This is a genomic window from Nocardia seriolae NBRC 15557 (genome assembly GCF_007990715.1).
GTDB classification, from domain to species: Bacteria; Actinomycetota; Actinomycetes; order Mycobacteriales; family Mycobacteriaceae; genus Nocardia; species Nocardia seriolae.
Map to the genome: position 1 here is coordinate 1 of NZ_BJWY01000104.1, position 21912 is coordinate 21912.

Consider the following 21912-nt stretch of genomic DNA (forward strand, 5'->3'; position numbering starts at 1 on the left):
AGTATTAGGCGCGGAAGGGCGGGGCGCGGTTACGGGGCGGCGCGGGTGCCGAGCACCATCTGACCCTGGTCCACGAGGATTTGGCGGGCGCGGCGGCGGACCAGGCAGTTGTCGACGGTGCAGAACTTGTGGATCTGCATGGCTTGATGGGCCTGGGGCAGGGCCAGGTCGCCGGGGTCCATCGTGCAGTCGAACAGATACATCATGGTGTCCACCGGGGGTGGTGCGCGAAAACCGAACATTCGCGGTCCGGCGCTGGTGCTGGCATGCGGCGCAGTCGCGCCGGGCCTCCCGACAGCGTAACGGGATTCGTGCCGCGCCACGCCGGTATCGACCGCCGTGACACGGCTGGTCAGGAAATTCGGGGCGGGGGAGTTTGGGTGCGCCCGGCTCGGGGACGAGTGGGTCCAGAGATATCAGGGCTCCGGTTCTCACCGGGCGCGACTCCAGTCCAGCACCGTTTCGGCGAACCGACAATCGAAGCCCTGGCGCGGTGGGAAACTTTCCGAAAGCTCCAGGTCAGCATTCATATCGCGTGGGAGCATCATTCGCAGTGACCGAAAACCGCCTTCGTGGGGGAGGATTCGATGTCCGAGCATGGTTCGACTTTGCCGCGTCGTCAGCTGGGGAGATACCTGCGGGAAGGTCGGATGCAGTGCAATATGACGATCGCCGAGGCAGCGGCGCTGATGGAGTGGAGCGAGTCCAAGCTGCAGCGACTCGAAACCGGTAATGCCGAGAAGATCCGGGTCCTCGATGTCCGGGAACTGTGTCGCATCTACGACTTCGACGACGAGTTCAGCTCCGCGCTCACCGGACTCGCGCAACAGGCCAGCGTCAAGTCCTGGTGGAACGAATACGACGATCTGCTGCCCGAGGGCTTCAATGTGTATGTGGGCCTGGAGGCTTCGGCCCGCGCCCTGATCTCCTACCAGCCGGAGATCATTCCGGGCCTGCTACAGACCGCGGAGTATGCCAAGGTTCTGATCAACGATTACTGGCCGGATGCTGCACCCGACCAACTGGACCGCCGGGTGCAGTTGAAGACCCGCCGTCAAAGTCTCTTGACGCGCAAGCGAAGTCCCGCCCTTTTCGATGTGGTGGTGCACGAAACCGCATTACGTCGCATTGTCGGCGGACCGCGGGTGATGGCCGCGCAACTCCGGCGCGTCGCCGACATGTCGACACTGCCGTCGATCGCTGTGCGTGTACTACCCTTTTCCGCGGGCGTGCCGATCGGTCACACCGTCGGCCCGTTCGTGATCCTGGAATTCGGCCGGGACGCCGGCAACCGGCCCCTCGAACCCACGGTCGTCTACCTGGAGAACTTCCTCGGCGACCTCTATCTGGAGAAGCAGGCCGCGGTCGACCGGTACCGCGAGGCATACCAAGCGATCCAGCGCGCCGCGCTGGACGAGACGACCAGCAGAGACCTCCTCCGGAGGGCAGCGAAGGAGTACGCGACGTGACCGTCGAACCCGGCGTCCGGTGGTTCAAGAGCGCCCGCAGCACCGGTGCCAAGGAGTGCGTGGAGATCGCGTTCCTGGCCACCGGTGTCGGAGTCCGGGACAGCAAGAACCCCGCGAGCCGAATTCCAGGTGACGGAGGCCGCGTTCCAGATGGCGTACAGGCTCACCGAGTAGGGCACCCAGGTGGGGTGGTGGGCGGCGATCAGGATGATGGTGGCCAGGGCCAGCGCCACCGCGCGGATGACGATGCCGTTGTGCAGCAGGCTGTTCAGGACCTGCGCGTTCAGGGGGGTGGCGGTCTTGACGGCGTTCATGATGTTCGGCCTTCTTCAAATGTCTGGGTGTGTTGTCCGGATGGGGCGGCGGATTACGCGGCGGGCCAGTCGTTCTCGGTCTCGCCGACCTTGTTGACGTAGTTGGTCAGGGTCTGCAGGGCGACCAGGGCGACGATTTCGAGCACCTGCTCCTGCGTCCACCCCGCGGCCAGCGCCGCAGCCGGATCGGCCTTGCCGCGGCTCTCGGTCAGCTCCCGGGCGAAGGCCACGGCGGCAGCCTCTTTCGGGTCCGCTGAGGTGCCCAGCTTGGCGGCCTCCACCTCGGCGTCGCCGAGCTTGGCGACCCGCTTGCCGGTGAAGGTGTGCGCCGCGACGCAGTAGCCGCAGTCGTTGGCCGCGCCGACGGTGAGCGCGATGCGCTCGGCGGTGCCGACCGGCAGCGTGCCCTTCTTCAGCGCGCCGGACAGCCCGAGGTAACCCTCCAGTACCACGGGCGCGTTGGCCATCACCTTGGTCATGTTCGGAACCCGCCCCATGCGCTTGCGGACCTCGTCCAACAGGGGAGCGTGCTCGACCGGAGTGATCATGTCTCTCAACCTTTCTAACGGAAGATCGTGTGTCATCACGTTAGAACATAATGGCGTTGGAGTGCAATACCCGTTAGAATTGGGGGCATGGTCGATCCCTTGGCACTCCGATTGGCGAACACCATCCGCGCTACCAGCGCGGGCCTCACCGACGCCTTCGCCACGCGCGAATCGACGCGGGACTGGTTGCGGGCCAATGCCGCCAACCTCGGCACCTACATGGATCTCGACGACTACCTGCCGAGCGAGGCCGACCGCACGGCCCTGGTCGAACTGCGCCAGCACGTGCGCGCGATCTTCGCCGAATACGTGGCGCCGCAAGCGCCCAGCTCCGCCGACGCGGCCGTACTGCCCCCGTTCCCGGAAGCCCTGGCCGCCATCAACAGCGCCACCGCGCCCACGCAGCGCCTGCTCGGCTGGGGCAAGACCGGACCCCGGACCGACGAACGCCTGCTGACCGCTGACGATCTCGACACCGTCATGGCCGGCCTGGCCGACTCCACCATCGAGTTCTTCACCGGCCCGGTGGCTGCCCAGATCCGCACCTGCCCGGCGCCGCGCTGCGTGCGCTACTTCCTGAAATCGCACCCCCGCCAGGAGTGGTGCTCGGTCGCCTGCGGCAACCGTGCCCGCGCCGCCCGCCACTACGCCCAGCACCGCGACGACTGAACGCGAACGGCCCCCACTCCGAGGAGTGGGGGCCGTGTCGAGTCTCGGGGTGCAGCCGGTTCCGGCTCAGCCGAAGAAGGCGGCCGCCTCGCGGTAGCGGTCCGGCGGCACCAGCTTGAGCTGCTTGGTGGCCTCCGACAGCGGCACCAGTTCGATCTCGTTTCCGCGCAGCGACACCATCTGCCCGAATCGTCCGGCGTGCACGGCCTCCGCGGCATGGACGCCGAAACGCGTTGCCAGCACCCGGTCGTACGGGGTCGGCGTGCCGCCGCGCTGCACGTGGCCGAGCACGGTCACCCGCACCTCCTTGCCGATGCGCCGCTCGATTTCGGGGGCCAGTTGCTGTGCCACACCGGTGAATCGGACATGCCCGAATTCGTCGATGCCGCCGTCGCGCAGGGTCATGGAGTCCGGGGCGGGGTGCGCGCCCTCGGCGACCACGCAGATGAAGTGCGAATCACCGCGCTGGAAGCGGCGTTTCACCATGGCGCAGACCTCGTCCACGTCGAACGGCACCTCGGGCACCAGGGTCAGGTGCGCGCCGGAGGCGATGCCGGAGTTGATCGCGATCCAGCCCGCGTGCCGCCCCATCACCTCGACCAGCATGACGCGCTGATGCGATTCGGCGGTGGTGTGCAGCCGGTCGATGGCCTCGGTGGCGATGGAGACCGCGGTGTCGTGGCCGAAGGTGGTGTCGGTGCAGTCGATGTCGTTGTCGATGGTCTTGGGTACGCCCACCACCGCCACGCCCTCGTCGGCCAGCCAGGACGCCGCGGTCAGCGTGCCCTCGCCGCCGATCGGGATCAGTGCGTCGATGCCGTTGTCGTCGAGGGTCTGTTTGATCCGGGGCAGTCCGGCCCGCAGTACATCCGGATTGGTGCGCGCGGTTCCGAGAATCGTCCCACCCTTGGTGAGCAACCGGTCGGTCCGGTCATTGTTGAGAATCTGGATCTTTCGATCCTCGAGTAGCCCCCGCCACCCGTCCTGGAACCCCACGATCGCATCCCCCCACCGCCCGTTCGCAGTACGAACGACAGCACGGATCACGGCATTCAACCCCGGGCAGTCTCCGCCTCCGGTCAAGACTCCGATGCGCATGGCCCCATCTTGCCCTGAGATCGCCGCCAGGTGGTCCCCACCCCCGTGAAGCGTCGGTTACAACTCCCGCCGGAGGGTCAGCGGCAGACGCCGCCGCGGAGTTCGTCGAGGTGCTTGGCGATCAGGGTGGAGATCTTGGTGAGGATGGCGGTGCCGTCGTCGAAGGAGCCGGAATTGGGTTGGGTGGCAATGACGATGGCGATCTGGCCGCCGTCGACCGGGATCAGGCCGAGCTGGCGGACCAGGTAGTTGCCGCTGGGATCGGGGCCCCAGCCGCCCTTGAAGACCGCGCCGTCGAGGGTGCCCAGGCCCCAGCGCTGGGTGGAGCTGATCTTGCCCATGAGGGAGGTGACGACGTCGGACTGCGGCAGGCAGGGGAGTTTGGCGGTGAACTCGAGCTGGTTGGCCAGGGACCAGTCGGCCTGGCCGAAGGCGGAGTACTCGGGCCGGGTGCGGGCGGCGGGGACGGTGGTGTCGGTATCGCCGCCCTCGCGCAGCACGTCCTGGACGGCCTGGGCGGCGACCTCGGGCGTGCCCAGGGACTGCCAGAGGGTGTCGGCGGCGGTGTTGTCGGAGTATTCGATGGCGTTCACGGCCGCGCCCTGATTACCGGGATTCTTCCGCAGCGCCGCGAGGGTCAGCGGGACCTTCATCGACGACCAGCCGGGACCGGTGGTCCAGTCCCCGAGCGCCACCGCCTTGTCGCCGCCGACCGGCAGCAGCGCCAGCCCGGTCTTCCCCGGCAGCGTGGGCGCGAGCGTGTTCACGAAATCCCAGGCCAGGGTGCCGGGCAGGGCCATGACGGTGGCGGGGATGGTGTTGGTCGGGGCGGCCGCGGTGGCGGATGTCTTGTCCGGCACCAGGACCGGCTTGCTGGTGCAGCCGGTCGCGACGCCGACCAGCAGGGCCAGGGCGCCGAGGCCGTGCGCGAACCGTCTTCCGTGCCAACGCGAATACTGTCCGCGCCAACGCGAATACGGTACGTCCACGCCGTAACCTCCATCTGCTCCGGGTGCCCGGTGCGTTCCCTGTTCCTAGCGGACACACCTAAACCCGTCAATCGCAAGGATTGTTGTGTGTCCGTGCGTGAACGGTCAAATCGGGCCGTAGGGGACGAATTTCGGGCAGCACGGAACGAATTTCGGATGGCGCCGATCGAATTCGGTGGTTTCGGGCGGTTTCGGCGTCAGCGCGAGCAGAGTCCGCCGCGTAGGTCGGGCAGGTGGTCGCCGACCAGCAGTGCCAGTTTGTCCATCATGTCGGTGGCGTCGTCGAAGCTGCCGGAGTTCGGCTCGGCCGCCAGCGCCACCGCGATCGGGCCCTTCAGCGTCGGAATCAGCCCGAATTGCCGGACGGTGTACTTGCCGGTGATGTCGTCGGGCCCCCAGCCGCCCTTGAATTCCGCGCCGACCAACCGGCCCAGGCCCCAGCTCTGGCTGGGGGTGATCTCACTCATCAGCGAGACAACGGAATTGGCGCGCGGCAGGCACGGCAGCCGGGAGGCGAAGTGCACCTGGTCGGCCAGGGACCATTCGGTCGCGCCGAAGGCGAGCAGATCATCCGATTCCAGCGCGGCCAGTTTGGTGTGGCGGGCGGCGACATCGGTGGTGGTGTCACCGGCCTCGCGCAGTACCGCCTCGACCGCCTCGGCGGCCTGGCTGCCATTGCCCAGCGAGTTCCAGAGCGTCTGCGCCGCATCGTTGTCGGAGAAGGTGATGGCGGCCTCGGCGGTGGCGCGCATGCCGTCCGGATCGTGGCGCAGCGCGGCCAGGGCCAGCGGCACCGTGATGGTGGACCAGGCGATGCCCTCGGTCCAGTCGCCCAGTTCGGTCATGTCGCCGCCGCCGACCGGCATGATGGCGATGCCGACCCGGCCGTCCAGGGCATTGCGCAGATCGGCGAAATCCGCTGCGAACGCAACGGTTTTCGGCAGACCGAACAACTCGGGCAAATCGGGCGCAGACATGTTCGGGGCGGGCAGCGCCGAGCTGTCGCCGACCGGTTTGATCCCGTCCGATTGCGACGAAGGCTGGTGCGCCGCACCGAAATCCACGCTGCACGCGGAGACGGCCAGCACAGCCGCCAGGGCCAGCCCGCGCACAAACCCCTTGCGACAGGCCGGATTCGGATCAGTAGACATACACCACTGCGTTCTCACCACCGGCGCAGGTCACCAATTTGCCTGCGGCCGTGCAGTTCATCGTGTAAGTCCGGCCGGTCACCGGACTCACTACCACCACACTAACTGTCGTGCCCGGCCGACTCGAAGCCGCGTCGGCATAGGCTCGGCGAACCTCTTCCGCGAACGGACACGACGTCACCGTGCTGCCGATCGCGGAGGAGCTGAAACCGCCGAGCGCCGCATACACCGGTGGACACGGCGTCGATCCCGTCGGCAGTTGCACCGTAGTGGGCGCGGTCGTGGTTACCGTCGGGTTCGCCGATTGCGAACGCGGAGCGGTGGTCCCCGGAACGCCCTGTGCCGCCGTCGTTATGGGTGCTTCGTTGCCGGAGTGGTCGAGGACTTGCCAGCCCACCGCACCGGCGATGGCCGCGCCCGCGATCACCAGCACGCCGAGAGCCACCGGGAGCACCACCGATTTCCGTCGGCGCTGTCGAGAGCGCGGCGGGTCGGAGTAGACGACCGCGTGCTCGGCGGTCGGGTACAGCGAATCGTCGGGCGCGGGCGCGTACGGGAAGTCCTGCTGCTGCGCCTGCGCGTGTCCCCAGACGGCGCGTTCCTGCGCGTCGGCCGGAAGCGGGGTGTAGTGGAAGTCGCTGACCCGCACCCGGGTCGGATCCGAGGGCCGGATGACCGGGAGGTCGCCGGTGGGCGAGGGTTCCTCGGCGGCCGGGAAGGATCCGGTGATGTAGGCCGGGATCGAGCCGGTGGCCGTGGTCAGCTTCGGATTCGGTTGCCGCACGGTCGGATCGGCGTTCCGAACGGTCGGTTGGTCTGCGGGTGGCGGCGTCCCACCCGGGAGCACCGTGGTCGGCGGTCCGAAGGGCGCCGCGGTCGGCATGACCGTGGTCGGCGGAGCACCGGCGGGCGCAGCGGACGGCGCGCCGAAGGGCGGACCGGGCGGTGCGCCCAGGGGTGGACCCGGCGGTACGGTCCGGCCGGGCCGCGGCGGCTCGCCGGGCGGCCGCACCGCCTGGCCACCCGCGAGCGCCGTCCGTGCGGCCCGGGCGAATTCGCCCGCGGTGAAGAACCGGTCGTTCGGATCCTTCGCCAGCGCCTTCGCCACCACCGCATCCAGCTGCGGCGGAATCCCGTGGCGCAGCATGCTGGTCAGCGGCGGCGGCTCCGAGAGGTGCGCGCGCACCAGCACACTCATATTGTGCGCCGGGAAAGGCTTTTCGCCGGTGAGGCATTCGTGCAGCACACAGCCCAGCGAATAGATGTCGGCGCGCCCGGAGACCGGCCCGGCGTCGAAGCGCTCGGGGGCCATATAGGCGTAGGAGCCGATGGCCGTGCCGGTCATGGTGATGGTGGAATCGCCCTCGGCGCGTGCGATGCCGAAATCCGCGAGATAGGCGAAATCCGCCTCGGTGACAAGGATATTGGCGGGCTTCACATCCCGGTGCACGAGCCCGGAATAGTGCGCCGCGTCCAGCGCGGCCGCGATCTGCTCGATGATGCCGATGACCCGCAGCGGCGGCAGCGGCCCCAGCGCGTCCAGCAGCGAGCGCAGATCCTCACCGCGCACCAGCCGCATGTCGATGTAGAGCACACCGTCGATCTCGCCCCAGTCGTGGATGGGGATGATGTGCGGTTCCGCCAGTCGCGCCGCCGCCTGCGATTCGCGCCGGAAGCGCTCCTGGTACGCGGGATCCTTCGCGAGTTCGGCGGGCAACAGCTTGAGAGCGACGACCCGATCCTTGGAGGTGTCGTAGGCCTCGTAGACCTCTCCCATGCCGCCCCTGCCCAGCAGCGAGCGCAACTCGTACGGCCCGAACCTGCTTCCGGCCCGCGATGGCGGTGCATCCACCCCGTCAAACCTCCAACTCTCAGGGAGGGAAGCAGACGAGAACCCGAGACCCACCCCTCTACGAGGTGGATTCTCCCGGTGCCACTACGCCGTGGTCAAACGCAAAGACGATGGCCGCCGCGCGGTCGCGTAACCCAAGCTTCCCGAAGATATGTCCCACGTGGCTCTTCACCGTTACCTCCGAGATACCCAATGTGGCCGCGATCTCAGCGTTCAGCCGCCCCCGGCCGATGATCTCGAGCACCTCGAGCTCGCGCCCGGTCAGCTCGGCGAGGCGATTTCCGCTGGGTGCGGGCGTGGGCGGAGCCGACCGGTAGGTGGACAGGACACTCGGGGTGATCGTCGGGTCGAGCCACGAGCCGCCGGTGGCCACCGTGCGCACGGCGCGAATCAGATCCTCGGCGGGGGAGTCCTTGAGAATGAAGCCCGCCGCGCCCGCCCGCAATGCGCCCGAGAGCAACTGCTCGTCGTCGAAGGTGGTGAGCACCAGCACCGGGGGCGCGTCGGTGATCGCGCACAGGGTGCGGGTGGCCTCGATGCCGCCGATTCGCTTCATCCGCAGATCCATCAGCACCACATCGGGCCTGTTCGCCGCGACGGCGGCGGGCACCTCGTCCCCATCCGCGCACTCGCTCACCAGGAATCCGTCCCGGCGACGCAGGATTCGGCGCAGACCGCCGCGCACCAGTTCCTGATCGTCGACGACGAGGACGCCGATCAACTCCTCGTCCGAACGGTCGGTCACACACCCTCCTGGGGCCTATGGGTCATGGTGGTCAGCACGCTGCGCAGGCCCTGTTCGGCCGCTGCGATACAGGGGAACTGGCCGGTTGTCGGAATTCTGGCGGACACCCGCCAGCGGTCGTCCTCGACGCCGGCGGTGAGACTGCCGCCGAGCACCGCGAGCCGCTGGCGCATCCCGGATATGCCCATGCCGCGCCCGGGCCGCGACACCGCCCCGGTCGGCAGCGTATTGCACACCTCCAGGTCGATGTGCCTGGCGTGCAACATGATTCGAAGCTGGGCCTGCGCACCCGGGGCGTGTTTGGCGATATTGGCCAGCGATTCCTGGCAGATGCGGTACACCGCCAGGCCCAGCCCGGCGGAGACCTGCCTGGGATCGCCGGTCGAACGGAAGTCGATCGCCATGCCCGCGCGCAGGAAATCCGAGACCAGGTCCTCGATATCGTCAAGGCCGGGTTCGGGCCGCTGCGAGCCCGGATGTCCGTCGAGCAGGCCCACCGTGCGGCGGATGTCGGCCATGGCCTGGCGGCCCAGCCGTTCGGCATCGGCGAGCGCGTCGACCGCCTCGTCCACGTCGCGGTCGGTCGCGAGCGCGTGCCGGGCGGCGGTCACGTGCAGCAGGGTGATGCTCAGCGAATGCGCGATGACGTCGTGCACCTCGCGCGCGATGCGCCGGCGCTCCTCACCGGCCGCCTGCAGCGCGCGGATGTGCTGGTAGTCGCGCTCCTGGTAGAGGTAGCGGCGCTGATAGTTGAGCAGCTGGCCGGTGAACCAGCCGAACAGGATTCCCAGCGCGAACCAGGTCAGCGCCCCCTTGTCGACATGCCCGATCCACCCGAAGAACATGAGCTCGGCGAACATGGCCAGCCCGACCGCCGTGCCGACCGCGGTGCGGGTGATCGCCGCGATCTCACCGGTGATGATGACCAGCACCAGCGGCGCGAGATCCAGAGGCACCGGCTGCGTCAGGAACAGCACGACCGCCACCATGGCCAGCACCGCGAGCAGCACCGGGCGGGGCGGGAAGTTGAGGATCACGCAGGGCGGCCCGGTCAGAACGATGATGACCAGTGCGGCCAGCGCCAGACCGACGGGGAAATATCCGGCGACGACGCGCTCGGCGAAGGCGATCGCCCCGATGGTGAACATCATCAGATCGACCAGCACGACCATCGAGACGGGATAGTCGAATCCCGTGTTGTCCACCCAGCGCCGGTACTCCTCGAGCGGATTGCGCACGAACCGGCGGGCCCGGACAGCGGACTCCGACAGCCACTCCCGTAACTCCTGTCGCGCCTGCCCGATTGCCGCAGGGGTGGCGCTGGTCACGTTCATTCTGCAAGGCTATCCGTCGAATCAGACGGCGTACATCGTTCGGCGGCAGGGGCTGGTCTCCTACCGGAGTAGGAGGTCAAGTCGCGTCCGCGGCACGAAGACAGCGGACCGGGGCGATCGTAGTTTTGGGACAACGGCACAAACGAAAGGTTGGGGCCAATGTCCTGGGCAGACTTCCACGCTCGCACCGACATCCTGCACGCCGTCCTCGATCGCGCGGCACGTAATCCCACCGATCCCAAGCTGTTCGACGAGCTCCCGAACCTGGAACGGCTGTTCGGCGGGCCCGAGGGCGTGCTGCTCGCGCTGCGCAACCGCTGGGAGAATCACTTCAACGTCAAACTGGATCACGCACTGGCGCAAGGCAAATCGGTGAAGCAGGTCTGGCAGCAACTCGCCACCGAGCAGCCCGCGTTGCGCGCGGTCCTCGATACCTACGACACCGATCGCCTGTATGCGCGCTATCCGCGGGCGCGTGCGATGGCCGGCTGACACGTACCGGCAGCCATCGCGATCCAGAGGGGAACAGAGCAATGCTGGAATTGACCGACGTCACCAAGGAATACCGGGTGGGCGAGCAGACCGTGCGCGCCCTGGACGGGATCAGCCTGCGCATCGACGCGGGGGAGTTCACCGCCATCGTGGGGCCCTCCGGCTCGGGCAAGAGCACGCTGCTGCATCTGCTGGGTGCGCTGGACTCTCCGGATTCGGGGTCGATTCGATTCCAGGACAAGGAGATCGGCGATCTGGATGACGACCGCCAATCCGAATTCCGGCGACATCAGGTCGGTTTCATCTTCCAATTCTTCAATCTGCTGCCCACGCTGACCGCCTGGGAGAACGTCGCCCTCCCGAAACTGCTGGACGGCACCGGATTACGCAAAGCCAAGCCGCGTGCGCTGGAGCTGCTGGACCTGGTCGGGCTGAGCGAACGCGCCGAGCACCGGCCCGCCGAGCTGTCCGGCGGCCAGATGCAGCGGGTGGCGGTGGCGCGCGCCCTGATCATGGATCCGCCGCTGATCCTGGCCGACGAGCCCACCGGCAACCTGGATTCCAAGACCGGGGCCTCGATCCTGCAGCTGCTCGCCGACATCACCAAGGAGGGCAACTCCGTGGTCATGGTCACCCACGACATGGGCGCGGTGCGCTACTGCGATCGGGTGATCAACCTGCGCGACGGGCTGATCGGATCCATCGACCGGGTGGAGCGCACCGATGACGGAGAAGTCCGCACCGTGCCGGAAGGACTCACCGCCTCCCTCGGCGGCGACAGCGACACCGCAGTGGAGAACGATGCCGCCGACGACGCCGGGGCGGTGCGCGCATGATCCGTGCCGGATGGGATCGCCTGCGGCTGTTCAATATCGGTGAGCTGTTCGCGCACCGCGGCCGCACCATCATGGCGATGGTCGTGATGGGCGTGTCCGCGGGCCTGCTGGTCTCGGTCTTCAGCATCTCCGGATCCATCACCGGATCTGTCGACAAGCTCACCCACAGCCTCGGTGGCAAGGCCGTGCTGGAGGTCAGCGGCATCACCGACGCCGGGTTCGATCAGTCGCTGCTGCAACAGATCCGCGAGGTGCCGGGCGTCGGCACGGCGGTGCCGATGCTGCGGCAGTCGATCGGAGCCGACGCGAACCGGGCGCTGCTGATCGGCGCGGACCAGGCCGTGGCCCAGCTCGGCAGCGATATCGGCGGCACGCTGAAAGATCAAGCGCCCAAGCTGCTCACGGTCTCCAACGGCGTGCTCGTCGGATCCGGCCTGGGACGCCGGGAGGGCGAGAAGATCCAGCTCGGCACGGTGACGGCCACCGTCGCGGGCGTCATCGACGACGCCGCTGCCGACAAGATCAATGGCGGTCATCTCGCCATCGCGCTGCTGCCCGTCGCGCAGAAGATCACCGACCGGCCCGGCCGCCTGGACTCGGTGCAGATCATCGCCGCACCGGACACCGATGTGGCGCAACTGCGTTCGGACTTGACCAAGGCGGTCGCGGGCCGGGCCGTGGTCGCCGATCCGGATCTGCGGACCGCGCAGGCGGGCGGCGCGGTGCTGCTGGTGCGCTATTCGACGCTGGCCTCCTCGGCGGCGGCGCTCATCGTCTCGGCGTTCCTCATCTACAACGCCATGAGTATGGCGGTGGCACAACGCCGTCCGACCCTGTCGCTGCTGCGGGCCATGGGCGGCAAGCGCGGACCCATGGTGCGCGATCTGCTCGCCGAGGCCGCGCTGCTCGGCCTGCTCGGCGCCATCGCCGGATCCATTATCGGAATCTTCATGGGGCGCAGCGCGATCCGCCAGCTGCCCGCGGCCATCGTGAACTCGGTCGAATCCCGCACCGAGTACGAGGTGCCCGGTTACGCGGTGCCGGTGGCCATCGCGGCCTGCGTGCTGGCCAGCGTGGCGGCCGCCGCGATCGCTGCGCGGCAGGTGTACAAGGTCGCGCCCATCGAGGCGCTGGCCCCGATCGGCGTGGGCGCGGCCGACGCGGTGAAGCCCGTGATGCGCTGGGCCGCGGCGATTCTCGGGCTGCTCACCATCATCGGCGCGGTCGTGATCGCCAAGGCCGACCTCGGGCGGCTGTCCATCATCTCGATCTCGACGGCCATCGCGGGCGCGGTGGTGCTGTGCTTCGCCGCCATGGAACCCATCGTGCGGGGCGTGGCCGCCATCGCCCGCCTGTTCGGCGCGCCCGGAGCCCTGGGCGCGACCACCGTCGAACGCGCGCCGCGCCGGGTGTGGGCCACCGTCATGACCGTCATGATCGGGGTGACCGCCATCGTGGCCATCGGCAATGCCAGCCGCAATATGGTCTCCGCGGCCACCGACAGCTTCGAGGGCTTGAGCCGCACCGATGTCTTCATCAGCCCGACCGGCATGGAACAGTTCCCGACCGGGCCGCTGCTGCCCGCGGACCTGAAGGAGAAGCTGCGAAACGTCCCCGGCGTGGGCGGCGTCGGTTCGGCGCAGATGGCCTTCTCCACCCTGGGCCGCGGCCGGGTCATGTTGCAGGCATATGAGGGCGGCATCGCCCGGACCTCGGTGCTGGACAAGGTGAGCCAGGCCGACCGGGCGCGCATGGCAGCGGGTGAGGGCGTCGTCATCTCCCGTGACGTGGCCCGCTCGCTCGGTGTGCACGAGGGCTCGGACCTGACCCTGCCCACCCCGACCGGCGCGCACCAGGTGCGGGTGCTGCAGGTCGTGCCCTACTTCTCCGCCATCGCGGGCGTGGTCGTCCTCGATCTGGACATCCTGCGCCAGTGGTATCAGCGGCCCGGCGAGACCATCATCGGAATCGACTTCGCGCCCGGCGCGGATCCGGCCACCGTCATGGCCGCCGTGCGCGCCGCCGTGCCCGCCGACATCCACGTCGCCACCGGACGCGAAGCGGTGACCGCGATCTCGTCGAGCGTGCGGCAGGGCACCTCGATCAGCAACGCCATCCTCTGGATCGTGGTGCTGGTCTCGGCCGTCGCCCTGCTCAATACGCTCATGCTGTCGGTGCTGGACCGCCGCCGGGAACTGGGGGTGCTGCGCGCCATGGGCACCAGCCGCCGGTTCCTGCTGCGCACCGTGCTCACCGAGGCCGCGGGCATCGGATTGACGGGCGCGACACTCGGACTCGCGGTGGGGTCGGCCGTGCACTACCTGAGCACCTTCGCGCTCGGGCACGCCATCGCCATGGATATCGCCTATCACCCCAGCTCACTGCTGGTCGCCTACGCGATCATCGCGCTGGCCATGTCGCTGCTCGGGGCGATTCCGCCCGCCCTGCGCGCGGCCCGGCTGCCCATCGTGGAGGCCATCGCGGTCGACTGATCGGGGACTAAATAGGATGGAGCGCATGAGCGCAGCGACCGTGGACTTGATGGACTACTCCGATGTCATCGACCGGTACGACCCGGTGCTCGGCATGGAGGTACACGTCGAGCTGGGCACCGCGACCAAGATGTTCTGTGGTTGCCCGACCGAATTCGGCGCCGACCCCAACACCCAGGTGTGCCCCGTCTGCCTGGGCCTGCCGGGCTCGTTGCCGGTGGTGAACGCGAAGGCCGTCGAGGCGGCCATTCGCATCGGGCTCGCGCTGAACTGCTCCATCACCCCGTGGGGCCGGTTCGCGCGCAAGAACTACTTCTACCCGGACCAACCGAAGAACTACCAGATCAGCCAGTACGACGAGCCGATCGCCACCGATGGCTACCTGGATGTGGTGCTCGATGACGGCTCGACCTTCCGGGTCGAGATCGAGCGCGCCCACATGGAGGAGGACACCGGCAAGTCGCTGCACGTCGGTGGCGCGACCGGCCGCATCCACGGCGCCTCGCATTCGCTGCTGGACTACAACCGGGCGGGCGTGCCGCTCATCGAGATCGTCACCAAGACCGTCGAGGGCGCGGGCGAGCGCGCTCCCGAGGTGGCCCGCGCGTACGTGACCGCGCTGCGCGAGGTGCTCAAGTCGCTCGACGTCTCCGATGTGAAGATGGAGCAGGGCTCGCTGCGCTGCGACGCCAACGTCTCGCTGATGCCCAAGGGCGCCAAGGAATTCGGCACCCGCACCGAGACCAAGAACGTGAACTCGCTCAAGAGCGTCGAGGTCGCGGTGCGGTTCGAGATGCGGCGGCAGGCCGCGGTGCTGGCCTCGGGCGGCGAGATCCTGATGGAGACCCGCCACTTCCACGAGACCGACGGCACCACCTCGCCCGGGCGCATCAAGGAGACCGCCGAGGACTACCGCTACTTCCCGGAGCCCGACCTCGAGCCCATCGCGCCCGACGCCGCCTGGGTCGAGGAGCTGCGCGGCACCATTCCGGAGTACCCGTGGCTGCGCCGCGCTCGCATCCAGGCCGATTGGGGCCTGTCCGACGAGGTGTTCCGCGACCTGGTCAACGCCGGTGCGCTGGACCTGATCATCGCTACCGTCGACGCGGGTGCCTCGGTCGACGCCGCGCGTTCCTGGTGGGTCGCCTACCTGACCGAAAAGGCCAAGGAGCGCAATGTTTCAGCCCTCGAGGACCTGCCCATCACCCCCAAGCAGGTCGCCGAGGTGGCCGGGCTGGTCGAGGCCAAGACCATCAACAACAAGGTCGCCAAGCAGGTCGTCGACTTCGTCCTGGCCGGTGAGGGCGAACCCGCCCAGATCGTCGAATCCAAGGGCCTGGGCATGGTCTCCGACGACTCCGCCCTCCAGTCCGAGGTCGAAAAGGCTTTGGCCGCCAACCCCGACATCGCCGACCGCATCCGCTCCGGCAAGATCCAGGCCGCGGGCAAGATCGTCGGCGACGTCATGAAGGCCACCCGCGGCCAGGCCGACGCCGCCCGCGTCCGCGAACTCGTCCTCGCCGCCTGCGGCGTCGAAGGCTGATCACCGGATAACGATCCGAATCGGGGCGCACGGCACTTGCCGTGCGCCCCGATTCCTTTCAGCGATCATGGGCTTGACCCTCACACCGTGTGAGGCCCGAGGCTGGAGGAGTCATGTTCAGTATTGGAGACTTCGCCAGGTTCGGGTCGGTGTCGGTGCGGATGCTGCGCCACTACGACGAGATCGGATTGCTGCCGCCGTCCGAGGTGGATCCGTGCTCGGGCTATCGGTTCTATGCGGCCGAACAGCTTTCACGGCTCAATCGCATCGTCGCGTTGAAAGATCTCGGCTTCACCTTGAATCAGGTGGCCGAATTGCTCGACGGGCAGCTGTCCGCGGATCGACTGCACGGCATGCTGCAACTGCGGCGCGCCCAGTTGGCCAACCAGGTGGCCGCGGACACCGCGCGGCTGGCCAGTGTCGAGGCGAGGCTCCTGCGTATCGAAAGGGAGGGCGTCATGTCCGAGCAGGAAATCATCGTGAAGCCGCTGTCCGCCACGCTGGTCGCCGAAATGAGCGACGTGGCGGCCGAATCCGGCGAAGCCGCGGTCGCGCCGATCATCGAACAGCTCTACGGCAAGCTGGGCAAGCTGATCCCGGAGTCCGGGCTCACCATCACCGGCGCGCCGATCGTCTATTACGAGGAACTCGACGAGGGCCTGCGCGTACACGTCGCGCACCAGGTCACCGGCACCGCCGAACCCGGCAGCGCCTTCGAACTGCTACTGCTGCCCGAGGTTCCGCGCGCCGCCACCCTGGCCCATCGCGGCAAGCTGGCGGACCTGTGCGTGTCCTTCGAGGCCATGGGGCGCTGGGCCGACGAAAACGGCTACGGCCCCAACGCTCCCATTCGCGAGGTCTACCTCAATGCCCCCGACGACCCGACCTCCGACGAATGGGTCGTCGAATTGCAGATGCCGGTCGCCTGATCGCCCCGGGTACCTCGCGGACCACCCCGGAAAGCGCCGCGGCGCACAGCGATTGCCGTGCGCCGCGGTGAAAACCGTTGACTAGTCCGGTCCGCTGCCCTCGCCCGAGGTCGGCGGCGGGATACGCACGACGCGGTCGTCGTACTGATTGGGATTGCCGTCCGGCTTGTTGGCCGTGCCGACCCAGATGAAGCCGTCACCACCGAGCGTCACGCCATCCAGGCGGCCGTACTTGTCCTGGCCCAGCACCGACGGCGCCGCGGTCACGGCGTGAGTGTTCTTGTCGGCCATGGCGATCGCCAGGCCCTTCTGATTGGTCAGCGAAATCGCCACCCCGTCGGCGGCGGCCGCACAGCCCGCCACACCCGGATGGTCGGGCCAGGTCCACGCCTTCACCACCGAGCCGTCGGGCTGAACCCGCTGCAGCCGGTCCTCGGTGACGGTGCGGTCGGTGATCCAGATGGAATCCTTGCCGTCGGTGCACACCCCGCCCGCCACGCCGATGCCGGTCACCACCAGATCGGCGGTCGTCGCGCCGGGCACGGGGGAGTCGAGGCTGAGCAGCTTCCCGGCCATCGAGTTGTTGTCGGCCGCCAGCGCCGGGTCCCCGGCGTCGCCGGTGAGGATCAGCAGGCGGTTGCGCAGGAAGTCGAGGGAACCGCGATTCCCGTTGAGGCCCTTCGGGATTCCGGTCAGAATCGGCTTGGGCGCGCCGCCGGAGGTGGGGATGCGCAGCACCCGGTTGTCGGTCGCGGTGGTGACGTAGGCGTAGATCAGCCCGTCCTCGCCGAAGGTGGGGGAGAGCGCGAGCCCGGTGATCCCGCCGTCCCCGGCCGGATCGACCTCCACCTTGGCGACCTCCACGGGCGCGGGCGGCTCGCCGTCATCGGTGGCGACCACCTTCAGGATCCGCCCGGTGGTGCGCTCGGCCACCAGCGCACTGCTGCCGTCGGGCAGCGCCACCAGCCCGGACGTGGTGTCCAGGCACGACACCACCACCAGGGTCGAGGGATCCACGCACGGCAGATCCGGTCGCTTGCCGGTCTTGCTGGGGCCCTTGGGCGGGGTGGTGCTGGGCTGGGCGTCCTGCCAGGTCGGCTCGGTGGTGAACGGGCTCGACGCCCGATCGTCGAAGCGGCTGCAACCGGAGAGCACTAGCGCGCCGAGCGTCACGCCCAGCACGATGTTCCGCGCACCCACCCCGATACGGCCACCGGCAACCACACTCATGGTTGAGACGTTACGGAAAACCCGCCGCCGCCGCTCGGACGGGGTGGCACAGAGTTCGGAACCGATGGGCGGAGTCCGCCCCGATATCGATCGGATCCCGCCGTCGCGCCGATCGGATGCCGCCCCGGCGCGAATCGGACAGTGGACACGCCCGTGTTCTGCTGTGTGTCGCGCCCTTTCGGCTAATAGTCTGGCCCGCGTGACAGACAAGCCGACCGAGCCGTCCGCTGAGGCGGGCGATACCACGCCCGCAATGCCGCGACCGGCCGGTGCACCGGTCCGCAGCCCCTTCGATTCGCCGACCGAACAGATCGCCACCCCGGTCGGCGTCCAGACCACCGAGAAACTGCCCCGCACCGACGAGGAACTCGGCCTGGATCCGGAGGTCCCGCTCGATTCGCAGGTCAAGAACGCGATCCCGGGCGCTGCCAACACCACCACCGAGCCGTCGCCGACCTACTCCTTCGCCAGCATCCCGCCCGCGCCCACCCCGGCCGACGGCAACGGCGGCCGCTCGCGCCGCCGCGACGACCGCCGCGGCACCCTGGACCTGGGACTGTTGTTGCTGCGCTTGGTCATCGGCGGCACCTTCGTCTACCACGGCCTGCAGAAGGCCACGGGCTGGTTCCACGGTCCGGGCCTGGACGGCATCAAGACCGCCATGGAGAACGGCGGCTGGCAGCACGTCGACATCGCCGCGCCCATGCTCATCGCCGGTGAACTCGGCGGCGGCGTGCTGGTCGCGCTGGGCCTGGCCACCCCGCTGGCCTCGGGCGCGCTGCTCGCGGTCATCCTCGACGCGTGGATGTGGAAGCAGGGCATGGTGCCCGGATTCCAGTACTCCGCCAAGGGGAATTCGGTGGAGCTGGAATCCATCCTGGTCGGGCTGACCACCGTGCTGATCCTCACCGGCCCGGGCCGGTTGTCCCTGGACCGCAATCGCGGCTGGTCGTCGCGACCGTTCCTGGGTTCGCTGGCGGCGTTCGTGGCCGCGGTGGTCACCGCCATCCTGGTGTACGTCTACCTGCACGGCGGCAACCCGCTGGCCGCCGTCGGCCCGTTCAACTGAGCAGACCGAGGACGAAGCGGCCGGGACGATCTGGAGATCGTCCCGGCCGCTTCGTCTCTGTCGTCAGTACTGGCGAGCCGTCCAGGACTCCCATTCCTGGAAGGTCTCCTGATGGAGTTGCAGCACCCGGCCCGATTTGACGTCGATCTGCTGGGTGAGCATTGCCTTGTGGGCATTGCTCTGCACGATCTCGTCCGGAGTCATCATGAACTCCGTCGATTCCAGGTGGCGCACTTCCGCGGCCAGCTCCTCGGCCTCGGCGAGCAGCGTCTTCGCCTCGGCATTGCGAGCGTCCGACCGTGCGAGCATGGCCGTGTACTCGGCAAGCATGGTGTCGGCCTTGCCGATGTATTCGATTGTCATTCCCTTGCTTTCTTGACTTACGGCACGCGCCGGACGGCACCCTTGTCGGCGGAAGTGGCGAGCGCGGCGTAGGCGCGCAGCGCGGTCGTGACCGGGCGCTCCCGGTTGACCGGCTGCCACGGCCGTTCGGACGCTTCCATTTTCACGCGGCGCTCCGCGAGAACCTCTTCGGGGACCAGCAATTCGAGCGCGCGGGTGTGCACGTCGATGCGGATGCGGTCACCATTCTCGATCAGGCCGATGGACCCGCCGCTGGCCGCCTCGGGGGAGATGTGGCCGATGGACAGGCCCGAGGTGCCGCCGGAGAAGCGGCCGTCGGTGATGAGCGCGCACACCTTGCCCAGGCCGACGCCCTTGAGGAACGAGGTGGGGTGCAGCATTTCCTGCATGCCCGGGCCGCCCGAGGGGCCCTCGTAGCGGACCACGACCACATCGCCGGGCTGGATCTCCTTGCCCAGGATCTTGGAGACCGCCTCCTCCTGCGACTCGACCACCACGGCCGGGCCCTCGAAGGTGAACAGATCCTCGTCGATGCCGGCGGTTTTCAGGATCGCGCCGTCGGGAGCGATGTTCCCGCGCAGCACGCACAGCCCGCCCTCGACGGTGTAGGCGTGCTCCTTGTCGCGGATGCAGCCGCCGACCGCGTCGGTGTCCAGCGAGGACCAGCGGTTGTCGGTGGAGAACGGCACGGTGGTGCGGACACCGCCGGGCGCGGCGTGGAACAGCTCGAAGGCTTCCTCGGAAGCCTTGCCGGAGCGGATGTCCCAGGTGTCGAGCCACTCGTCGAAGGACGCGGTGTGCACGGTGGTCACGTCGGTCTGCAGCAGACCGGCGCGGCGCAGCTCGCCGAGGATGGCCGGAATGCCACCGGCGCGGTGCACATCCTCCATGTGGTAGTCGGAGTTGGGCGACACCTTCGACAGGCACGGCACCTGACGCGAGATCTCGTCGATGCTCTGCAGATCGAACTCGATCTCACCCTCCTGCGCGGCGGCCAGGGTGTGCAGCACCGTGTTGGTGGAGCCGCCCATGGCCACGTCGAGGGCCATGGCGTTGTGGAAAGCCTTGGCGTTGGCCACGTTTCGCGGCAGCACCGAGGAGTCGTCGTCGCGGTACCAGCGGGTGGCGATATCCACGATCACCCGTCCGGCCTTCTCGAACAGGGCGCGGCGGGCCGAGTGGGTGGCCAGTGTGGAGCCGTTGCCCGGCAGCGACAGACCCAGCGCCTCGGTGAGGCAGTTCATCGAGTTCGCGGTGAACATGCCCGAGCACGAGCCACAGGTCGGGCAGGCGGAGCGCTCGACCTCGGTGAGCCCGTCCTCGGAGACGTTCGGCGAGGCGCTAGCGGAGATGGCGGTGATCAGATCGGTCGGGGCCTGCGCGACACCGCCGACGACCACGGCCTTACCGGCCTCCATCGGACCACCGGAGACGAACACGGCCGGAATGTTCAGCCGCATGGCCGCATTCAGCATACCGGGGGTGATCTTGTCGCAGTTGGAGATGCAGACCAGCGCGTCCGCGGTGTGCGCGTTGGCCATGTATTCCACGGAGTCCGCGATGATCTCGCGCGAGGGCAGCGAGTACAGCATGCCGCCGTGTCCCATCGCGATGCCGTCGTCCACGGCAATGGTGTGGAACTCACGCGGCACGCCACCGGCCGCCCGCACCGCCTCGGCCACGATCTCGCCGACGTCCTTCAGGTGCACGTGGCCGGGTACGAACTGGGTGTACGAGTTCGCGATGGCGACGATCGGCTTCCCGAAGTCGGAGTCGGTGAGACCGGTCGCGCGCCAGAGGGCGCGAGCGCCCGCGGCATTGCGGCCGGCGGTGGTGGTGCGTGAGCGAAGCGGTGGCATTGGTCAGGTCCTCGGTTCGTGTCGCAGTGGGCTGTGGCGACTGTGCAGAAATACGTCTCGCGACGTTCTCCAGCGGGGTTCAACGTTACTCCCGGGCCATGACCTCGATCACCGCCGGTAGAAACTCTGCACCCCCGAAACGCTTACGACGCGCCGGATTCGGCCTCGGGCTCGGTGGGTTTGATGGGCTCGGCCTCTTCCTCTGGTTCGGCGAAGGGGTCCGGGATGCGGCCGTTCGATGCCTCGACCAGATCCGCGAGCCGCTGGTAGCTCACCGCGGGCAGCGTCACATCGGAGTCGTCGGCCAGGTGTAGCTGGAGATAACCCCGCTCGGGAATGCGCAGCCCCTTCACCTCGGCCCAGTCGATGTGCCGCGAGCCGAACAGGGTGCGCGTGTCGATCCCATTGTCCGAGACGGTCGTGCGGGTCCGCTCGATCCAGACCACCACCGCGGCCGGGATGAGGAACAGGATCCACAGCACCTGCGGCCACCCGAAGAACGGGAAGGCCACGCAGAACAGCAGGATGAACACCCCGAGGTGAGCGAGCCGGGGAATGCGGATCACGCGACCCGCGTCCGATTCGGACTCGGGCGTGTGGGACGATCGAGCAGGTGGCACGGACTGATGCTGTGAGGACACACCCATATCCTTGCATCACGGTGAACGGACCCGATCAACCGCACTGTCTCACATAATGGGACCCAATAGGTCAGCTGTTTGACTGAACGACCAGCGCGCAATTACCGTCGAGCGCGTGAATCGAACCGAGCTTCTCGTAATCGGCCGGCGCGTACAGCGCTGAGCCGACGACTGTAGGTCATTTACGTCAGCTCGCAGCTGCGACGCGCCACCCTCGAACAGCCACCTGGCTGTCGGGGGCTTTTTTGTGTTCAGGCAAGTCCATGAACTGGAACGACAAGCAGTAAGG

The 21912-nt window shown here is 68.2% G+C and carries 21 protein-coding genes; 9 read left to right on the forward strand and 12 right to left on the reverse strand.

Annotated elements, in window-relative coordinates:
* Nucleotides 1-29: 29 nt before the first annotated feature.
* Complete coding sequence (locus tag NS2_RS36280; RefSeq protein WP_155239857.1) at nucleotides 30-206, reverse strand: hypothetical protein; 177 nt, start codon at nucleotides 204-206, stop codon at nucleotides 30-32.
* 381 nt (nucleotides 207-587) lie between these two features.
* Between NS2_RS36280 and NS2_RS26390 the strand changes: the two genes are divergently transcribed.
* Nucleotides 588-1469 (forward strand): helix-turn-helix domain-containing protein, encoded by an 882-nt coding sequence (locus NS2_RS26390; RefSeq protein ID WP_033090092.1) that lies wholly within the window; start codon nucleotides 588-590, stop codon nucleotides 1467-1469.
* A 59-nt stretch (nucleotides 1470-1528) separates the two neighbouring features.
* Nucleotides 1529-1885: a hypothetical protein gene (locus tag NS2_RS38530; protein ID WP_370737316.1), complete on the forward strand. Its 357-nt coding sequence runs from the start codon at nucleotides 1529-1531 to the stop codon at nucleotides 1883-1885.
* Here NS2_RS38530 and NS2_RS26400 read toward each other — a convergent pair.
* Entirely contained in the window at nucleotides 1837-2331 is a 495-nt protein-coding gene (locus NS2_RS26400) for a carboxymuconolactone decarboxylase family protein (RefSeq protein ID WP_033090079.1), read from the reverse strand. The two genes, NS2_RS38530 and NS2_RS26400, sit on opposite strands and share 49 nt — an antisense overlap.
* Before the next feature lie 87 nt (nucleotides 2332-2418).
* Between NS2_RS26400 and NS2_RS26405 the strand changes: the two genes are divergently transcribed.
* Nucleotides 2419-3000: a CGNR zinc finger domain-containing protein gene (locus tag NS2_RS26405; RefSeq protein WP_033090080.1), complete on the forward strand. Its 582-nt coding sequence runs from the start codon at nucleotides 2419-2421 to the stop codon at nucleotides 2998-3000.
* 66 nt (nucleotides 3001-3066) lie between these two features.
* Here NS2_RS26405 and NS2_RS26410 read toward each other — a convergent pair whose 3' ends face one another.
* From NS2_RS26410 to NS2_RS26435, 6 genes are all read right to left on the reverse strand, one after another.
* The gene (locus tag NS2_RS26410) at nucleotides 3067-4098 is read right to left on the reverse strand and encodes an ATP-dependent 6-phosphofructokinase (RefSeq protein WP_033090081.1); all 1032 of its coding nucleotides are present in this window, start codon (nucleotides 4096-4098) and stop codon (nucleotides 3067-3069) included.
* A gap of 77 nt (nucleotides 4099-4175) precedes the next feature.
* The gene (locus tag NS2_RS26415; RefSeq protein ID WP_228102461.1) at nucleotides 4176-5087 is read right to left on the reverse strand and encodes a serine hydrolase; all 912 of its coding nucleotides are present in this window, start codon (nucleotides 5085-5087) and stop codon (nucleotides 4176-4178) included.
* 197 nt (nucleotides 5088-5284) lie between these two features.
* Entirely contained in the window at nucleotides 5285-6238 is a 954-nt protein-coding gene (locus tag NS2_RS26420) for a serine hydrolase (RefSeq protein ID WP_081986202.1), read from the reverse strand.
* The gene (locus tag NS2_RS26425; protein ID WP_033090082.1) at nucleotides 6228-8090 is read right to left on the reverse strand and encodes a serine/threonine-protein kinase; all 1863 of its coding nucleotides are present in this window, start codon (nucleotides 8088-8090) and stop codon (nucleotides 6228-6230) included. The genes NS2_RS26420 and NS2_RS26425 overlap by 11 nt, the downstream gene beginning before the upstream one ends.
* Nucleotides 8091-8148: 58 nt before the next feature.
* On the reverse strand, nucleotides 8149-8835 hold the full coding sequence (locus NS2_RS26430; RefSeq protein ID WP_147207315.1) for a response regulator transcription factor: 687 nt from the start codon (nucleotides 8833-8835) through the stop codon (nucleotides 8149-8151).
* Nucleotides 8832-10169, reverse strand: a complete 1338-nt coding sequence (locus tag NS2_RS26435) for a sensor histidine kinase (protein ID WP_052086850.1) — start codon at nucleotides 10167-10169, stop codon at nucleotides 8832-8834. The genes NS2_RS26430 and NS2_RS26435 overlap by 4 nt, the downstream gene beginning before the upstream one ends.
* Nucleotides 10170-10328: 159 nt before the next feature.
* On the opposite strand from NS2_RS26435, the gene NS2_RS26440 reads away from it, so the two are divergent.
* The 5 genes from NS2_RS26440 (at nucleotide 10329) to NS2_RS26460 (ending at nucleotide 16461) form a co-directional block, all read left to right on the forward strand.
* Entirely contained in the window at nucleotides 10329-10661 is a 333-nt protein-coding gene (locus NS2_RS26440) for a hypothetical protein (RefSeq protein ID WP_045438993.1), read from the forward strand.
* Nucleotides 10662-10702: 41 nt separating this feature from the next.
* Complete coding sequence (locus NS2_RS26445) at nucleotides 10703-11497, forward strand: ABC transporter ATP-binding protein (RefSeq protein WP_081986203.1); 795 nt, start codon at nucleotides 10703-10705, stop codon at nucleotides 11495-11497.
* Nucleotides 11494-13989, forward strand: a complete 2496-nt coding sequence (locus NS2_RS26450) for an ABC transporter permease (RefSeq protein ID WP_147207316.1) — start codon at nucleotides 11494-11496, stop codon at nucleotides 13987-13989. Before NS2_RS26445 ends, NS2_RS26450 begins: the two co-directional genes overlap by 4 nt.
* A 25-nt stretch (nucleotides 13990-14014) precedes the next feature.
* Nucleotides 14015-15532 carry an Asp-tRNA(Asn)/Glu-tRNA(Gln) amidotransferase subunit GatB gene (gene gatB, locus NS2_RS26455; protein WP_033090099.1) on the forward strand — a complete coding sequence of 506 codons (1518 nt, stop codon included), beginning with the start codon at nucleotides 14015-14017 and terminating at the stop codon, nucleotides 15530-15532.
* A 113-nt stretch (nucleotides 15533-15645) separates the two neighbouring features.
* Nucleotides 15646-16461 (forward strand): MerR family transcriptional regulator, encoded by an 816-nt coding sequence (locus NS2_RS26460; RefSeq protein ID WP_033090084.1) that lies wholly within the window; start codon nucleotides 15646-15648, stop codon nucleotides 16459-16461.
* Between the two features lie 81 nt (nucleotides 16462-16542).
* Here the strand turns inward: NS2_RS26460 and NS2_RS26465 are convergent, their stop codons facing one another.
* Complete coding sequence (locus NS2_RS26465) at nucleotides 16543-17691, reverse strand: PQQ-dependent sugar dehydrogenase (protein ID WP_045438996.1); 1149 nt, start codon at nucleotides 17689-17691, stop codon at nucleotides 16543-16545.
* A gap of 199 nt (nucleotides 17692-17890) precedes the next feature.
* Between NS2_RS26465 and NS2_RS26470 the strand changes: the two genes are divergently transcribed.
* Nucleotides 17891-18760: a DoxX family protein gene (locus tag NS2_RS26470; protein ID WP_033090085.1), complete on the forward strand. Its 870-nt coding sequence runs from the start codon at nucleotides 17891-17893 to the stop codon at nucleotides 18758-18760.
* Between the two features lie 63 nt (nucleotides 18761-18823).
* Here the strand turns inward: NS2_RS26470 and NS2_RS26475 are convergent, their stop codons facing one another.
* The 3 genes from NS2_RS26475 to NS2_RS26485 all read right to left on the reverse strand — a co-directional run bounded on the left by NS2_RS26475 (nucleotide 18824) and on the right by NS2_RS26485 (nucleotide 21548).
* A complete protein-coding gene (locus tag NS2_RS26475; RefSeq protein ID WP_033090086.1) occupies nucleotides 18824-19123 on the reverse strand; it encodes a hypothetical protein in 300 nt (99 codons plus the stop codon).
* 17 nt (nucleotides 19124-19140) lie between these two features.
* Nucleotides 19141-20982, reverse strand: a complete 1842-nt coding sequence (gene ilvD, locus NS2_RS26480; RefSeq protein WP_071344474.1) for a dihydroxy-acid dehydratase — start codon at nucleotides 20980-20982, stop codon at nucleotides 19141-19143.
* 143 nt (nucleotides 20983-21125) lie between these two features.
* Complete coding sequence (locus tag NS2_RS26485) at nucleotides 21126-21548, reverse strand: PH domain-containing protein (protein WP_052086852.1); 423 nt, start codon at nucleotides 21546-21548, stop codon at nucleotides 21126-21128.
* Nucleotides 21549-21912: the final 364 nt, after the last annotated feature.

What these genes read in the sequence shown, in the direction of transcription:
- NS2_RS36280 (WP_155239857.1), bottom strand. Translation starts at nt 206, where the DNA reads ATGATGTATCTGTTCGACTGCACGATGGACCCCGGCGACCTGGCCCTG.
- NS2_RS26390 (WP_033090092.1), top strand. Translation starts at nt 588, where the DNA reads ATGTCCGAGCATGGTTCGACTTTGCCGCGTCGTCAGCTGGGGAGATAC.
- NS2_RS26400 (WP_033090079.1), bottom strand. Translation starts at nt 2,331, where the DNA reads ATGATCACTCCGGTCGAGCACGCTCCCCTGTTGGACGAGGTCCGCAAG.
- NS2_RS26405 (WP_033090080.1), top strand. Translation starts at nt 2,419, where the DNA reads ATGGTCGATCCCTTGGCACTCCGATTGGCGAACACCATCCGCGCTACC.
- NS2_RS26410 (WP_033090081.1), bottom strand. Translation starts at nt 4,098, where the DNA reads ATGCGCATCGGAGTCTTGACCGGAGGCGGAGACTGCCCGGGGTTGAAT.
- NS2_RS26420 (WP_081986202.1), bottom strand. Translation starts at nt 6,238, where the DNA reads ATGTCTACTGATCCGAATCCGGCCTGTCGCAAGGGGTTTGTGCGCGGG.
- NS2_RS26435 (WP_052086850.1), bottom strand. Translation starts at nt 10,169, where the DNA reads ATGAACGTGACCAGCGCCACCCCTGCGGCAATCGGGCAGGCGCGACAG.
- NS2_RS26440 (WP_045438993.1), top strand. Translation starts at nt 10,329, where the DNA reads ATGTCCTGGGCAGACTTCCACGCTCGCACCGACATCCTGCACGCCGTC.
- NS2_RS26445 (WP_081986203.1), top strand. Translation starts at nt 10,703, where the DNA reads ATGCTGGAATTGACCGACGTCACCAAGGAATACCGGGTGGGCGAGCAG.
- NS2_RS26450 (WP_147207316.1), top strand. Translation starts at nt 11,494, where the DNA reads ATGATCCGTGCCGGATGGGATCGCCTGCGGCTGTTCAATATCGGTGAG.
- gatB (WP_033090099.1), top strand. Translation starts at nt 14,015, where the DNA reads ATGAGCGCAGCGACCGTGGACTTGATGGACTACTCCGATGTCATCGAC.
- NS2_RS26460 (WP_033090084.1), top strand. Translation starts at nt 15,646, where the DNA reads ATGTTCAGTATTGGAGACTTCGCCAGGTTCGGGTCGGTGTCGGTGCGG.
- NS2_RS26465 (WP_045438996.1), bottom strand. Translation starts at nt 17,691, where the DNA reads ATGAGTGTGGTTGCCGGTGGCCGTATCGGGGTGGGTGCGCGGAACATC.
- NS2_RS26475 (WP_033090086.1), bottom strand. Translation starts at nt 19,123, where the DNA reads ATGACAATCGAATACATCGGCAAGGCCGACACCATGCTTGCCGAGTAC.
- ilvD (WP_071344474.1), bottom strand. Translation starts at nt 20,982, where the DNA reads ATGCCACCGCTTCGCTCACGCACCACCACCGCCGGCCGCAATGCCGCG.